This window comes from Ferruginibacter lapsinanis, assembly GCF_020783315.1.
Taxonomy (GTDB): domain Bacteria; phylum Bacteroidota; class Bacteroidia; order Chitinophagales; family Chitinophagaceae; genus Ferruginibacter; species Ferruginibacter lapsinanis.
In genome coordinates, this window is the sequence record NZ_CP086063.1 from 1766180 (window position 1) to 1782217 (window position 16038).

At 35.4% G+C, this 16038-nt stretch carries 12 protein-coding genes; 8 read left to right on the forward strand and 4 right to left on the reverse strand.

Features of this window, described 5'->3' with window-relative positions; genetic code table 11:
- The first annotated feature begins 137 nt into the window (after window positions 1–137).
- From LK994_RS07640 to LK994_RS07650, 3 genes are all read left to right on the forward strand, one after another.
- Window positions 138–3263 (forward strand): SusC/RagA family TonB-linked outer membrane protein, encoded by a 3126-nt coding sequence (locus tag LK994_RS07640; protein WP_229759479.1) that lies wholly within the window; start codon window positions 138–140, stop codon window positions 3261–3263.
- 18 nt (window positions 3264–3281) lie between these two features.
- Window positions 3282–4940 carry a RagB/SusD family nutrient uptake outer membrane protein gene (locus LK994_RS07645; RefSeq protein WP_229759480.1) on the forward strand — a complete coding sequence of 553 codons (1659 nt, stop codon included), beginning with the start codon at window positions 3282–3284 and terminating at the stop codon, window positions 4938–4940.
- Window positions 4941–5024: 84 nt separating this feature from the next.
- Window positions 5025–5339 (forward strand): DUF3467 domain-containing protein, encoded by a 315-nt coding sequence (locus LK994_RS07650; protein WP_229759481.1) that lies wholly within the window; start codon window positions 5025–5027, stop codon window positions 5337–5339.
- Window positions 5340–5400: 61 nt separating this feature from the next.
- On the opposite strand, the gene LK994_RS07655 is transcribed toward LK994_RS07650, so the two are convergent.
- On the reverse strand, window positions 5401–5826 hold the full coding sequence (locus tag LK994_RS07655; protein WP_317206727.1) for a four helix bundle protein: 426 nt from the start codon (window positions 5824–5826) through the stop codon (window positions 5401–5403).
- A gap of 20 nt (window positions 5827–5846) precedes the next feature.
- Entirely contained in the window at window positions 5847–6551 is a 705-nt protein-coding gene (gene radC / locus LK994_RS07660) for a RadC family protein (protein WP_229759483.1), read from the reverse strand.
- A 70-nt stretch (window positions 6552–6621) separates the two neighbouring features.
- On the opposite strand from radC, the gene LK994_RS07665 reads away from it, so the two are divergent.
- From LK994_RS07665 to LK994_RS07680, 4 genes are all read left to right on the forward strand, one after another.
- On the forward strand, window positions 6622–7575 hold the full coding sequence (locus LK994_RS07665; RefSeq protein WP_229759484.1) for a ribose-phosphate pyrophosphokinase: 954 nt from the start codon (window positions 6622–6624) through the stop codon (window positions 7573–7575).
- A 129-nt stretch (window positions 7576–7704) separates the two neighbouring features.
- The gene (locus LK994_RS07670; protein WP_229759485.1) at window positions 7705–8331 is read left to right on the forward strand and encodes a 50S ribosomal protein L25; all 627 of its coding nucleotides are present in this window, start codon (window positions 7705–7707) and stop codon (window positions 8329–8331) included.
- 108 nt (window positions 8332–8439) lie between these two features.
- The gene (yidC, locus tag LK994_RS07675) at window positions 8440–10272 is read left to right on the forward strand and encodes a membrane protein insertase YidC (protein WP_229759486.1); all 1833 of its coding nucleotides are present in this window, start codon (window positions 8440–8442) and stop codon (window positions 10270–10272) included.
- 126 nt (window positions 10273–10398) lie between these two features.
- Window positions 10399–11070 (forward strand): hypothetical protein, encoded by a 672-nt coding sequence (locus LK994_RS07680; RefSeq protein ID WP_229759487.1) that lies wholly within the window; start codon window positions 10399–10401, stop codon window positions 11068–11070.
- Between the two features lie 69 nt (window positions 11071–11139).
- Here the strand turns inward: LK994_RS07680 and LK994_RS07685 are convergent, their stop codons facing one another.
- Window positions 11140–11499, reverse strand: coding sequence for a hypothetical protein (locus LK994_RS07685; RefSeq protein ID WP_229759488.1), 360 nt, complete (start codon window positions 11497–11499; stop codon window positions 11140–11142).
- A 157-nt stretch (window positions 11500–11656) separates the two neighbouring features.
- Between LK994_RS07685 and LK994_RS07690 the strand changes: the two genes are divergently transcribed.
- Complete coding sequence (locus tag LK994_RS07690; protein ID WP_229759489.1) at window positions 11657–13078, forward strand: tetratricopeptide repeat protein; 1422 nt, start codon at window positions 11657–11659, stop codon at window positions 13076–13078.
- Between the two features lie 48 nt (window positions 13079–13126).
- Here LK994_RS07690 and LK994_RS07695 read toward each other — a convergent pair whose 3' ends face one another.
- Entirely contained in the window at window positions 13127–15937 is a 2811-nt protein-coding gene (locus LK994_RS07695) for a TonB-dependent receptor (RefSeq protein WP_229759490.1), read from the reverse strand.
- Between the last annotated feature and the right edge of the window lie 101 nt (window positions 15938–16038).

Sequence of the window (16038 nt, forward strand, 5' to 3'; positions counted from 1 at the left end):
TAATTCTTTTTTAATGTGTATTTAGCACATTATTTCAAAATAAGCAGCGTATAGAACAAAACATTTGTCAAAGTATATTGTTAATTGTTAAATATTTCTTATTTTTAAATTCACTATTGATAACACAAAACTAAGCTATGAGAAAAATTACAGCAGTCTTGGCAGTGCTTTTAATAAGCACACTATCTGTGTTTTCCCAACAAAAACTTACCGGGAAAGTAACAGATGCAAACGGAGCTCCATTGGCGGGCATATCCGTTAAAATAAAGGGAACCAATACAGGTACCAGCACGGCCTCGGATGGTTCTTTTTCGTTAGATGGCAAAAGCGATGCAATTCTTGAGTTTTCGGGAGTTGGTTTCGAAAGTACCTCAGCAAGAGTTTCGGGAGGAACTGCTTCAATATCACTTAAGCAGGATACCAGAAGTATGAGTGAAGTGGTTGTCACAGGGGTTGGTTCTGCCACCAGTAAGAGGAAAGTAGCGATTGATGTTGCTACATTATCCACTAAAGATGTATCGAAAAGTGTGGTTGGTAATGTGGAACAGGCTTTGGTAGGTAAAATTGCTGGTGCAAACATTCAATTCCAGAGTGGTACTCCGGGGGCTGATCCGACGATCATTCTAAGAGGAATAAACACATTGAGCTATTTGCCACCATTGATCATGGTAGATGGTATTGAAGTTTCGGGCCTTGGTGGCTTGGATCTAAGTACCGTAGATAGAGTGGAGGTTGTGAAAGGTGCTGCAGGTGGTATGTTATATGGTGCTCAGGGAGCTAATGGTGTAATCCAGGTGTTTACCAAAAAAGGCGCTAAAAATAAAAAGATGGAGATCAATGTTCTTTCTCAAGCGAGCAGAGGGGTAATTATCAGAGATAAAGATATCATCGCAGATCACCATTCTTTTAAAACAAATGCAGATGGGTATATAACTCAAGGTGGTGTTAGAATTGAAGCAGATCCTATTACAGGAGCCTGGCCAAAAGGAGATTTTATCTCTACTAGTACTGATCCTTTGTTGAAACAGGATAAACCATATGCTGAAAAGACATATGATCATTTAAAACAAGCATATAATCCTGCTTATACCTTTAATAATTCCGTGAATATTTTGGGTGGTGGCGATAAAACAGATTATTCTCTTACAGTATCTCAATACAACGAACAGAACGTAATGAGTAATAAATACTCAAGAACAAACGTTTCTGCAAATCTTGGATTTGAATTGGCTAAAGGTCTTACGCTAAGAAATAATCTACAAACAATTTTCACCAATGAAAATTTAGCAAGTGGCGATGCCGATGCAAGTATCGGAGCCACTAATCCTGAACGTTTTAGTATTGTAACTGCATTTCCTCATATCGATTTCTTAAATAGAGATGCTAACGGTAAATTGGTAGTATTACCTCGTTCAGATGATCCGGGTTCTTTAAATCCATTATCTGAAAATGAATGGAGAGACAGATCATCTAAAACTTACAGAATTATTGAGAACGCAAACATCAATTATAAATTCCCTCGTTTTGTTGAGTTGGATTACAAATATGGTGTTGAATTCAGAAATATTGATGATAAAAGTTTCTATTTCAATCAAGAATCTTCTTTACAGGCTGGTACCGCTTATTGGGGACAAACTGTTAAGGGTATGATCACTAACACTTATACTAATCACAAACAACAAAACTCATTAGCTACAGTTTATGTAAAAACCGATTTTGAAAAGGATTTTAATTTAAAGACTCCAATCAAAACTGTAACTCAGGTATCTTATGATTACAGAAGATATGATGAAAGACAATATTATGCAAAAGGTTCAGAATTGCCTGCGTATCCTCCTTATAATATTGGAGTAGCAACTACAAAAACTGCGCTGGATTTCTATTCTACTTTTATAACCTTTGGTACATTGTTCAATCAAAGTATTGATTATAAAGATATGATAGGTATCTCTGGAGGTTTCCGTTCTGATTTTTCTTCAAATTTTGGGGCTGGACAAAAAGCAGCAACCTTCCCTAGAGGAGCTATTTATTTCAGACCTACCGAAGTTTGGAATTTAAAAAGTGTATCAGAGTGGAAATTGAGAGCTGCTTATGCTGAAGCCGGTATCCAGCCATCAACCTATAGCAGACAAAATACATTTATTGTTGCTCAATTGGGTGATCTATCTACTATCAGTACAAGTTCTATTTACGCAAATCCAAATTTAACAGTTGAAAGATCTAAAGAATTTGAGATTGGAACAGATATGATTTTTAAAACAAAATCTTCATCAGTTTTCCCAAAAATTGGCCTTTCATTCAGTTATTGGACACGTAAAACTGTTGGAGCTTTACAATATCAAGATTTACCCCTTTCTTCAGGGTATGCTAAAAAGTTAGATAACTTAACTGATATTGATTCTAAAGGTTTTGACCTGTCAATCGATGCAGATGTATTGTCTAAGAAAAATTTCACCTGGAATTTTGGATACAGAATGGGTGCTGCAAAAAGCAAAGCTGTTAAAATAGCAGGTGGTGCAGATATAGTACAAGGGATTTTTACTGTAAGACAAGGACAGGAATTAGGTCTGTTTAGTTTCCAGGCTCCATTAAGCAGTTTGGATCAAACTCGTCCTAATGGATCAAGATATATAGCAGAAGCTGATAAAGGAAACTACGAATTAGTAGACGGAATAGTAGTTGAAAAAGCTACAGCAAAAGCTCAAATGACTGATGCCAGCGATGCTAAAACAGCTGGTTCTTCAGTTCCTAAATTCAGAGCTTCATTCATTAATGAATTTACTTTCAAACAAAACCTTAGCTTCTCTTTCCAATGGGATTGGAGTTATGGAGGTAAAATATACAACACTACACGTCAGTGGTTATACAGAGATAGATTATCTAAAGACTACGACAAAGCAGTTACTGTAAATGGAGCAAGTGGTGCATATGTTGCATATTACAACTCTTTGTATAATAACGTTTCACCTTCTACATGGTTTGTTGAAAATGCTTCATTCCTGAGATTAAGAGATGTGTCGGTATCTTACGACTTGAAAAATGCTTTAAATCTGAATTGGGTTAAAGCATTATCAATATCTGTTTCAGGAAGAAACCTGGCTACAATAACCAAATACTCAGGATTAGATGTTGAGGCAACTACAACTTCCGATTCTCAAGGTAACGAGGCTCGTGATGGCTATTCAGGTGCAATCAATGGGTCTGATTATTTTGCTGTACCAAATTTAAGATCATACCAAATCAGTTTACGAGTTGGTCTTTAACAATTAAAAATTTAAATTATGAAAAAAATATTTTTAAGTTTATTAGCCATCAACATGCTGATTTTTAGTGGGTGTAAAAAGTCACTATTGGATCAAAATGACCCTAATAATCCTACTCCATCCGGATCATTGGCTACGGAATCAGGTATGATTTCATATGCAGCAGGTATTCTTCAAAGAACAATATTTGATGTGCCTAACGCTGGTAATTCTAACATTTTGGCGATTGCCATGTCTACACAAAGTGTCCTGGGGGATGAAACCTTTGTACCTTATGGTAACTTTGGATGGCGCTGGGTTGATCAGGTGTACAGAATTACTTTACCCAATTCAACTGTCGTTACCAATCCTTTTGGTGTAACTCAACAAGTATCTTTACAAGGATTTAATAGTAGAGCTGCCGGGGATAGAAACGCTTTCTTATATGAATGGACAGTTTGTTATTTATTCATCAATCAGGCAAATACTATGCTATCATCTATTGATGGTGTTGGATTATCAGGAGATGCAGCTACTAAGAAAGCAGCTTTTAAAGCCTGGGCTTATTGGTGGAAAGGATTGTCTTATTCAAGAATTGGCTCTACATATCTTGCAGGTTTAATTTACAATACCATTGATGTTAACAATAATTATGTTGATCATAATGCAATTATTGCAGAAGCAAACAGAAACTTTGACTTATGCGCTGCAGAATTGGCTACACTGCCTGATGACGGTAATGAAGATTATGATTTATTAATGAGTCAAATGGTATTATCTTTTAATGATAATAGTCATATTGTGTCACCTGCAATGTGGAAACGTGCAATTAATTCATACAAGGCACGTAATTTATTAGTAAATAAAAAGACTGCTGACATGACTGCCGGCGATTGGCAAGCTATCATTGATTTGGCAAGTAACGGGTTAAAATCTACAGACAATTATTTCAAATTTGGAATGACATCAGATGGTAACAACGATCTGTCTAATAGTTTTTTACATCCGCTTTTACTTCATGGTCCTAATGTACAATTTGCTTTCTTAAGTGAAAGGTTTGTTCAGGATTATAAAGTTGGTGATGCAAGGTTTACCAGAGACGTTGTTGAACTGCCTTATCCTCCTGCTACCGATGCTTACTATGACCTGAGTGCTTTTACCGATCTAAGAGCAAGAGGTTTGCAATTCGGAACAAGATGGGGAGCTATTCCTATTGAAGATGGAGGTTCTCTGACTACAGCTGCAAATGAAGGTTTTACTCCTTTTGCTTGTAGTTATGAAGAAAATGCATTGATGTTGGCAGAAGCTTATATTAACAAATCGCAGATTGAAACCGGATTGGCATATATTGATGCAGTAAGGGATTATCAAAATTCCGGACTTGCTCATGTTGCTGGTACTAGTCTAAACCTAGCTCAAGCCAAAGAAGAGTTACGTAGAGAAAGAAGAATTGGATTAGCTATACGTGGACTGGCATTTTTTGATGCAAGAAGATGGGGCGTAACAGCTCCTGCTTCAGCTGGTGGTGGTAGAGCAAATGCAATAGTGTATTTGCCTAGTGCAGTAGCCGGAACAGCTACTGATACACCTAAACCATGTTTTATGGAATACAATTACATGGATTATTGGGATGTGCCTCAAAATGAGTTGGATTTCAATGTTCCTGCAACTGGTTCTGCAATAGTTAAGAATCCGTAATAATTTTAATAGAATAAAAAAAGACAGTCACTGATATCAGTGACTGTCTTTTTTTATTCTATTATCTTTGTAAAAAATAATTCAATGAGTAATCAATTAGAACAGCCCAATCAATTAAATATCGAGATCAGTGAAGAGGTTTCTGAAGGAGAATATGCCAATCTTGCCATCATCACCCATAGTCATGCAGAGTTCGTAATAGACTTTGTGAATGTAATGCCCGGTACTCCGAAAAGTAAAGTTAAAAGCCGTATCATACTCACTCCATTTCATGCAAAAAGGTTTATGAAAGCTATGATCGAGAACGTTAAAAAGTTTGAAGCATCTAATGGTAACATACAAGATATGGATCAGGTAGAATTGCCATTTACTTTTGGAGGACCACCAGCACAGGCGTAAGATAGTTTTTAGTTTATGGTTTTTATTGACGTATTTTATCAATGCTATCTTCTATTGTAAGTTACTCTTTTGTCGTAGGTCTCTCTTTGGATTTTTGTCCTCTAAAATCAGACTTTCTTAGGTATACAATTAAAGTATTTATCATTTTGCCAATCTCCTCAATAAGCCTGAATAGCCGTTCTCCGGCTTCTTGTATAATATAGTTTCTGTCAAACGCTCTATAAACCTGAGAGTTGCATTCTAGTAATGACGCATTAGCATAAGTGAGAAAATTAATAAATTCTTTGTTGCCCATTCGTCCAAAACCTTCGGCTATATTATCCATCACTGACCCGGATGATTTATTGATTTGATCTATCAAAGCAAAATCGTTTGAGAATTTCCCTTTTGATGTCATTTCGAATATTTCACTACACAGTGATTTAGCCTTTTGCCAGACTTTCAAATCTTCGAATCGTCGCCATATATTTAATCTATCAATTATCAACTAAGAACTATTCACTAAAACTAAATACACCCCTCATCCGCAAAGCTGTAATACCCATCTTCGCTAACAATAATGTGATCAATTACTTTAATGTCGAAGTATTTTGCGGCTTCTTTTATTTTATAAGTGATAGCTTCATCTGCCTGACTTGGTTTTAAATTTCCCGAAGGATGATTATGGCATAGCACAAGCGAAGTAGCATCAGCATCTAAAGCTTTTTTTAAGATAATTCTTGGGTCGGCAACAGTTCCGGTGATACCGCCGGAACTGATGATTTCAAAATGATTTATTTTATTGGCCTGATTCAGGAACAACACTCCAAAAACTTCATAGCTGTAATCTTTTATCTTGGCTCTTAAAAATTCAGCGATATCGTTACTTTTTCTTACTACAATTTTCTCTAAAGCATTGGCAGCTTGTCTTCTTCTGCCAAGTTCCAATGCAGCAGCAATGGTAATTGCCTTTGCCTGGCCTATGCCTTTTATGCTGGTAAAATCTTTAAGAGAAAGTTTTCCCAACTCATTTAAGTTGTTACTCCCAAGTTGTAAGATATCTTTAGCCAGTTCTACTGCTGACTTCTCTTTAGTGCCATTATTTATAAGGATGGCAAGTAATTCAGAATCGCTTAATGCCTCGCAACCTTTGATTGCTAATTTTTCTCTTGGCCTGTCATCTTCAGCCCAATTTTTTATAGACGTGGATGCTTTGTTGAAATTTTCTATCATATAAAGTTTATCATCAGTTATTAAAGATTAATTTTGCAAAAGTTTTTAACATCACCATCAACCAATAATCATGGACTACAACGCTAAAATCTTCTCTGGCACTGGCTCACAGTATCTTGCCGAAGCAATTGCCAAAAAATTCGGAGAACCTCTGGGTAAAGTAAATATTCAAAGATTCAGCGATGGGGAAATAGGCGTTGAGTTTCAGGAAAGTATCCGTGGACAATTTGTTTTTTTAATACAAAGTACTTTTGCTCCTACAGATAACTTAATGGAACTATTACTCATGATTGATGCTGCTAAAAGAGCGTCAGCCTATAAAGTAATTGCCGTAATGCCCTACTATGGTTATGCAAGACAAGATAGAAAAGACAGGCCAAGGGTTGCAATCGGATCAAAATTAGTTGCCAACATGCTTACAGCTGCCGGCGCCGACAGAGTGGTTACCATGGATTTGCATGCACCACAAATTCAAGGATATTTTGATATTCCGGTTGATCACCTGGATGCATCTGCTATTTTTATTCCATATATTGAGAGTCTGAACCTTGAAAATTTAACTTTTGCGGCTCCGGATGTAGGAAGTGCTAACCGTATAAGAGAAATTGCTACTTATTTTGAATGCGAAATGGTAATATGTGATAAACATAGAAAAAGAGCGAACGAAATAGCCAGTATGGTGGTAATTGGGGATGTAACGGACAGGGATATAGTATTGATAGATGATATTTGTGATACAGGCGGAACATTAGCTAAAAGTGCCGGTTTGTTGATGGAGAAAGGAGCCAGAAGCGTTAGAGCGTTTTGTACACACCCTGTTTTGAGCGGAAAAGCTTATGAAAATATAGATAGTAGTGTATTGGAAGAGTTGGTGGTTTGCGATACCATCCCGGTAAAACACCTAAGTAATAAAATAAAGGTTGTTTCAACCGCAGAATTATTTGCTATCGCAATACGTAATGCATTGGAAAACAAGAGTATAAATAGTCTTTTTCTGCGTAGCAGGATCGCTAATAAGAAATAAACAATAAGTTACTGGCAATTGACAAAATACAAGAGGCAAAGAATTTTGTATTGATGAAATTAATTTGCAAATTGTCTATTGCGAATTGCCCGTTTTTTCTTACCTTCGCCGCTCATAAAAAATTTAATAATGAAATCAATTACAATCGAAGGACAAATCAGGACCGAATTTGGCAAATCAGCCACCCGCCAACTTCGCCTTGAGGAAAAAGTGCCAGCTGTAATTTACGGAGGTGCTACCGAAATCAATTTTGCTGCTCCTGCAACAGCTTTTAAACATTTAGTATATACCCCTGATTTTATGGTGGTAGAATTAAAAGTTGATGGCAAATCATACAAATGTGTATTAAAAGACTTACAATTTGATAAAGTAAGTGACAGATTAATACATGTAGATTTTCTGGAACTGGTAGAAGATAAAAAAGTGACTGTAACGTTACCGCTTAAATTTACAGGTGTACCTGCCGGAGTTAAATCTGGTGGTAAACTGGTAACGAAAATCAAAAGCGTAAAAGTGAAATTATTACCTAAATATTTACGTGAAAATATCGAATTGGATATTTCTTCTCTTGAATTAAATGGTAATATCAGAGTATCAGATGTTATTGCTGAAAACATGGAAATAATGAACTCTCCACGTATTCCTATTGCATCAGTTACAATGACTCGTCAGTTGAAACAAGAAGAGGCTGCTGCTCCTAAAGCTGCTGCACCTAAAGCCGCTGCTGCTGCGCCAGCTGCTGCTGCAAAAAAATAAATTGAAAATATGTTTATATAGAAAATGCTCCGATCAAACGGGGCATTTTTTGTAACGATAAGAAACAACTATAAACTTTACATACCTTTGCAACTTTAAATTTATATTATGGGAATGGATAGAAATACGGTTATCGGATTTGTGTTGATAGGGTTATTAATGATGGGAATGTTTTACTTCAACAGCAGAGGTAGTAAGGCATTAGAGGCAGAGCAAAAAAGAATTGCTGATTCAATAGAAAGAGCTAAACCAAAGGTTGATACAATATTGGCCAGACTTGACTCATTGAAATTAGATTCTGCTAAAAGAATCGAATCGGCAGCAGAATTTAAACAAGCATTAAATACTCCGGAACAATTAACTATTGTAGAAAATGAAGTGTTAAAAATTTCATTTACTAATAGGGGAGGACAACCGAAATCAGTTGAATTAAAAAAGTTTAAAACCTTTGATGCGAAACCATTGATATTACAAAGTGGAGATTTTAATAAAATATCTTACAAAATAAATTCCGGGGTAAATAAAACCGCAGAAACAGCAGATTTGAATTTTACAGCTGCTGCTAAAGTTGATAATGCAGACAAAAGTCAGACGATAAGTTTTAGTATCAAAGATTCTTTAGGTAAAGAAGTCATCCATCAATATACGATACATCCGGATAGTTACCTGGTAGATTTTGCTATCATTATGAATGGTGCCGATAAACTGGTTAATCAAAATACTATTAACCTGCTTTGGCAAACTCAAACTCCGCAGGTTGAAAAGGATATTAAATACGAAAAACAGCAAACACATATTTGTTATGTAGATGATAGTAAGTATGATTTTTCAATGCTAGGTAATGGAGATGAGAAAAAATTTGATAAAGCAGTAGATTGGTTAGCTGTTAAACAACAATTTTTTATTACAACATTGGCAGCTAAAAATAAATTTCAATCTGCACAGATCAAATGGACAATACCAGCCGATACAGCTAAGCATATTTTAACAGAGGCAGTGGCGTATTGCAGAATTGATATGGCTGGAAAATCCCAGGTTCCATTACAATTGTACTACGGTCCCAGCGATTACAATGTTTTGAAAACTTACAATAATCAAATGGAAAATATTGTACCATATGGTAGCGGTGTTTTTGCATTTGTAAAATATATTAACCGTCACTTACTGTTACCGGTATTCGATTTCTTGAGACAAAATGTTGCAAGTTTAGGAATAGTGATTTTATTATTGACGTTGTTCATTCGTTTACTTACTTCTCCAATATTATACAAGAGTTATGTTAGTGGAGCCAAGATGAAAGCATTGAAACCTGAGATTGATAAACTAAAAGCAAAATTCGGAGAGGATAAACAAGGGTTTGGCATGGAGCAAATGAAATTATGGAAAAGTGCTGGAGTTAGTCCATTGGGTGGATGTTTGCCTGCATTATTACAGATACCAATATTCATGTCACTCTATTATTTCTTCCAGTCTAATATTTCATTAAGAGGACAGAATTTTCTTTGGGCAAAAGATTTAGCTGCTCATGATTCAATCTATAATTTACCATTTAGTATTCCTTTTTATGGCGATCATGTAAGTCTTTTTACATTAACAGCGGTAGTTACAAGTTTGCTTATCTCAATATATAGCATGAGCAGTATGCAGGATGATTCGAATCCCGTAATGAAATATATGCCATATATTTTCCCGGTATTGTTATTAGGTGTGTTCAATAATTTACCTGCAGCACTTACCTGGTACTATACTGTTTCTAATACAATCACCTTGATATTACAGATAGTAATTCAGAAGTATATCATTGACCACGATAAAATATTAGCACAGATAGAAGAGAATCGGAAAAAGCCTGTTAAACAAAGCAAACTGCAGGAAAAAATTCAGGCAATGCAGGAAGCAAACCAAAAAGTACAGGATTTGAAAAAGCGAAATCAAAATTAAATTACTGTAAAGTATAGTTAAATTAAATTGACCTGCAACCTTTTTGATCCGTTGCAGGTCTTTTAATTATGTGGCAGCGTGTGTTTGGCATGAGATTTTATTATCTTTAACTAAAGAAATCTGAAAATGAAAACGATAAAGATGTTTGGACTGGCAATAATGCTTTTAAGTGGTGTTTCTGCCTTTGCTCAGAAAGTATTATCAGAAGGTACAATAACGTATAACATAGTTATACAAACGAACAATAAAGAGCCACAGATGGCAGATGCATTAGATGGAGCCACTTCAATTGTTTATTTAAAGGGAGGCTTAAGCCGTACTTCTATGACAAGTGCTTTAGGGGTAGAGTCAACCATTCACAATACACAAACAGGCAACCAGACTATAGCAGTCATTCTAAAAGAATATAGTGGTCAGAAATTAATGATCACTCTTACCAAAGCCGATTGGGATCTAAAGAATAAAAAATATGAAGGAGCTGTTTTTGAAACAACAGGCGAAACAGCTACTATAGCTGGATATAATTGTTTAAAGGCTATTGCAAAATTGAAAGATGGAACCAGCTTTACGGTATATTATACAACTGATATTAATTTGATCAACAAAGAGTATGATCAAACTTTCAAAAACTTACCTGGTTTGGCAATGCAATATGAATACGAATCAGGGAAGTTAAAGTTTAAATATACTGTTGCAAAAATTGATTTTAATCCTTTATCAACTTCGATATTTGAATTCCCAAAATCTGGGTATAGAGTAATGACATACCAGGAAAATCAACTAGGGAATAAAAATTAAATGATAAGTAGTGATATAAAAAAAATCCCGATCATTTGATCGGGATTTTTTTTATATATCGTAATGTTTTTATTTTCTGGATTTGATAACAAGCTTAACACCGCTATAACCTTGACGCATTTCAGGCATCACAAACTTATTTTTATAAGGAATGATGTAAGTAGTATTTCCTTTTTGATAAGTAACAATAGAATTAGTAGTAATAAAATTACCGGATCTTTGAACGGAAGTCAGCAATGAACCTTTGTAAGAAAGCCCCGTTCTCAAGTTAAAAGAAATTGCATTTCTTAAAGATACAGAAGGGCTTGTATTAACGTTCAATGTAGCTCTGTTCTTATTACGTTTGCCAAACCCTCTATCGGCAAATACGGCATTCACCGTACTGAAGAGTACAGTCAATATAAGCAGCCTTTTAGCGAATTTGTTCATTGTAAAGAGTTTACGGTACAAATATAACAGAATTTTTATAAAAAAAACAAAACATGGGCATCTATTTTTTACATTTCTTTAACTGTTTTATATGTTAAAAATATAATTTCTTGATTTTTAATATAAAATGATGTATTTTACAGTAACCTATTAGCGAATGAGTAAATATCCAAATCGTCAAAACCAGGATGAACTGCAAGAGTTATTGCAGCAATACGATAACCTCAAATCCGGCCGAAGTCACTCCTTTATAGATGAGGATGCTTTCGAATTAATTATTGATTATTTTGATGAAAAAGATGAGTTGGCCAATGCGCTGGAAGCAGCTGAATATGCTGCAGAGCAATACCCTTATTCATCTGCATTATTGCTTAAAAAGGCAGATCTTTTGATTGCCGACAAACGCTATAAAGAGGCGTTGGATGTGCTGGAACAGTCAGAAATCCTCGATAGCAGCGATATAAACCTATATATTTTAAAAACAGACGCCTATCTGGCATTAGATCAGCAGGAAAAGGCAGCAATGGTGCTGGAAATGGCCATTGATTATTTTGACGGAGAAGAAAAACTGGAATTATTATTTGAATTGGCAGATGTTTACGATGATTATGAGAATTTTGACAAAGTTTTTGATTGTTTGGTGATGATCCTTGACATTGATCCCAATAATGAGGAGGCTCTCTATAAAATTTGTTTCTGGACAGATTTTACCGGAAGAAATGAGGAGGGGATACGTCTACATCAAAGAATCATCGAGGAGTATCCTTTTAGTGAACTGGCCTGGTTTAATCTTGCTGCAGCCTACCAGGGTATTAAATTATACGAAAAGGCAATTGATGCCTATCAATACGCTGTGGCTATCGATGAAAAGTTTGATTATGCTTATCGTAATATGGGGGATGCCTATCTAAGGCTAAGAAAATATAAAGAGGCAATTGAGGTATTGCAGAAAGTATTAGAACTTGCCCGTCCGGAGGATGTTATTTATGAGGCTATAGCCCATTGTTATGATAAGTTAAAGAACTACGCACAAGCAAGATTTCATTACAGAAAAGCCACTCACCTTAATCAGGATGATAGTCAATTGTACTACAAAATAGCCTGTACTTATATGAATGAAGGAGTATGGGACAGTGCTATCAAGAATTTACAAACGGCGATGCGTATTCATCGTCTGCAGCCAGAGTATAATTTGGCCATAGGGCAATGCTATATGCAAATTGGTAAAATAGAAGATGCGATACAATATTTCGGAAATGTTGTTCGTACAAGACCTAAAAACAGTAATGGCTGGATAGAATTATTAAAGTGTTTGTATAGTGTAAATTGTTATGAAGAAGGGTTAGAGTATACTGATCATGCATTGGAGTTGACCACAGGGAAAACGATATTTCTGTTTTATAAAAGTGCTTTCTTATTTGCTTTACGTAAAACCAAGGAAGCTGTTCTGCAATTAGAGCTGGGAATGGAGCTAAGTCCTAAATTGATAAAAAAAATGCTGGAGCTAAACCCTGCACTATTGCAAAATCAAGCTGTAGTGGATATTTTAGCAAGATATAAAAGGAATAAAAAATCTTAATACTTTTACAGATATAAAAAAATCCACCTGGTAATCAGGTGGATTTTTTTATATCCCATTGTCGCCTCGTAGCGGCCCGTATTCATTTCTTTTACTATTTGTTTTTTGCTGACTAACGTTGCCTATTGTTTTTAATTTATAGGTAAATGTAAGCATGAAATATTGTTGTAATACTAAACTTTGTAGATCCTGGCGATACGCCTCTGTAACAGTACGGGTAATGCTTTGATTTTGTTTTAAGATATCAAATGCTGAAAGTTTCAATTCTCCTTGTTGATTTTTTAAAAACTTTTTTCCAATTGCTGCATTCAATAACCAGTAATCCTGATTAAATCCACTACTCAATCCGCTGTATGTCTGATAGGTTAGGTCAGAATTATAGAACCACCCTTTTTTTGACAATAAATTTAATTGAGCACCGGCTGTTTGTGCTAAATAATTACTGTTTAATGCCTTGTTGCTGTTTTTAACATCATTATAGTTTGCATTATACAAAAGATTAAAATCAATATATTGACTGATATTGCTTGCAATACTCATGCCACCGGAATATGTATTTGAATTTGCTTTAAATAAGATATTGTTGATCAACCCGGGCATTTTTGAGTAGCTGTATCCTGCATTAAAACTAACGGTAGATTTTATGAAGCTAACAGGTACTGCATAGGTAAAGAAGGTGCGTAGAGTCCAGTATCCATCCAGGTTTACGGGCTTGCTTAATTGAGATCCTTTATACAATGTGTCTTTAGAACTCAATACACTATCACTGCCGGCAATGTAAGTGGCATTACCGATATAATTATTTGTTTGGGTTAAAAATAAATTGGCAAAAAAACTTTTTGATTTGCTTGTATTGGTGAACGTATATCTTGTAGACAAAGTTTTACTGTACTGTTGTTTCAGGTCGGGGTTACCTACATATTGTGATAATGGATTTGTATTATTGATCACATTTTGTAATTGAGAAACAGACGGTGTATTGGTATTGCTACGGAACATAATTCTGATCCTGTTCTTTGCATCAAATTTTTTATTCCACATTAAGTTCGGTAAGATGTTATCAAATGACTTGCGAACAGTTGTAATGACAGGGAATGTTTCATCACTGCTTAAGTCTGTATGTTGATATGATACTCCTGCAGTGAACATATTGTCTTTGCTTCCTACACGATAATTGGTGCCAATGTTTTGCTTGGTAACTATATTATCGAATTTGTTAGAAAGCGCTGTGTCAAACAGCTCGTATTTAGAAGTTAGATAATCATATTGATTTACTTCCTGATCACTTTTGCTTTTTGAATAAGAAGGAGAATAGTTGAACTGTAACTGACCTTTTTTGCCGACAGGTTCGGTGTATGCTATGTTTGCTGAGAGCTGATATCCATTATTGAATACATCCGTGAACTGATTTGATGAGTCGGCTATATCGCTGGGTATCTTAGTATAAAGGTTATCATTCAGTCTGTAGGTATCTCCCTGTTTTTCATTCACGGAAGTTCCTATGCCAAAAGAGATCGTTCTTCCTTTTTTTGCAAAAGCATGACGATACAATATGTTATTATTGAAATTATATCCGGAAGTTTTTCTGTCGCTGTTGTTGATAGTGTTACTGATAGGATCACCATTGCTGTATACTCTCGTTCCTGTGAGGTAATTGGAAGAATTATTTTTCTGATAACTGAACGAAGGAGTAATATTTAGAGAATTTTTGTCATCAAATTTATGCTCTATCCTGAAATTGATCCGATGGTTATAATTATTACTTCCCGAAATAGTATATTCATTATTTAACTGGTTGATCCCTGATGTTTGATAAAATTCACTGTTTGAAATTTGATTGTTATTCGTATTGCTATTGTTGAAAAAGTAACTCCCCGTTACTTCTGTTTTTTTACCCCAAAGAGCTGAGTAGTTGATACCAAAAGCATTTGTTTTGCTGATACCACTTTGTTGCCCAATAAAATTATTTGAACCGCTGTTTTTACCTCCACTACTTATACCCAATAGATCCTGTGAAGAAAAATTTTGCTGATTAATATTATTAGACATGCCAACAAATGAAAGCCGGGTGGTATTCTTAAAAATGTTGTAACTGCCTCCTCCACTATATCTGCTGTCAGTACCAATGCCTGCATAAAATCTACCAAAACTTCCGTTTCGCATATTGGCCTTGGTAACAATATTTACTGTTTTGACCGTATTGCCATCATCAAAACCCGTAAACTGAGCCTGGTCGCTTAACCTGTCAAAAACCTGTATCTTATCTATCACATCAGCCGGCAAGTTTTTTAAAGCGGCACTTGCATCATCGCCAAAAAAATCTCTTCCATCTACAGTTACTTTCTTTACACTTTCACCCATTGCCGTTACATTGCCCGATTTGTCTACTACAATTCCTGGTAATTTTTTTATGATATCTTCTGCAGTAGCATCCGGATTAACCTTGAATTGATTGGCGGCAAATTCAAGTGTATCATTTTTTTGCTTTACTGGTGGCGTTTTTGCAGTAACCACCACATCTGCCAGTGTGTTTTCGGCTTTTGTAAGAAAAAAAGGGATAGGTATTTTGTTGCTTGCCTGTAAATTGATTTTTTGAGATATAGTTTCGTAACCTACACTGCTGATCGTTATTACATAGCTGCCAACTGAAAGATTACCAAATTGAAAATTACCTGTTGCATTTGTAGCCACTGATTTTGTAAATGCCTGATCGGAAGCAGATGATAATTTAATGGTCGCTCCCACAATTGCGGATTCATCTGACTTGTCGGTCAATACTCCCGACAGGCTAATGTCTTGTGCTGTTACGAACAAACTTGCTAAAAAAAATCCTGATGTAATTACTATAGATTTTATCATATTTTTTTCTGTCCTTTATCAGACTGCGAAGTTTTGTAAAAGTGAGGACTATTAACTGAATTTGTGAAATTATTATGAAATGGTCACAATTATGATTAATC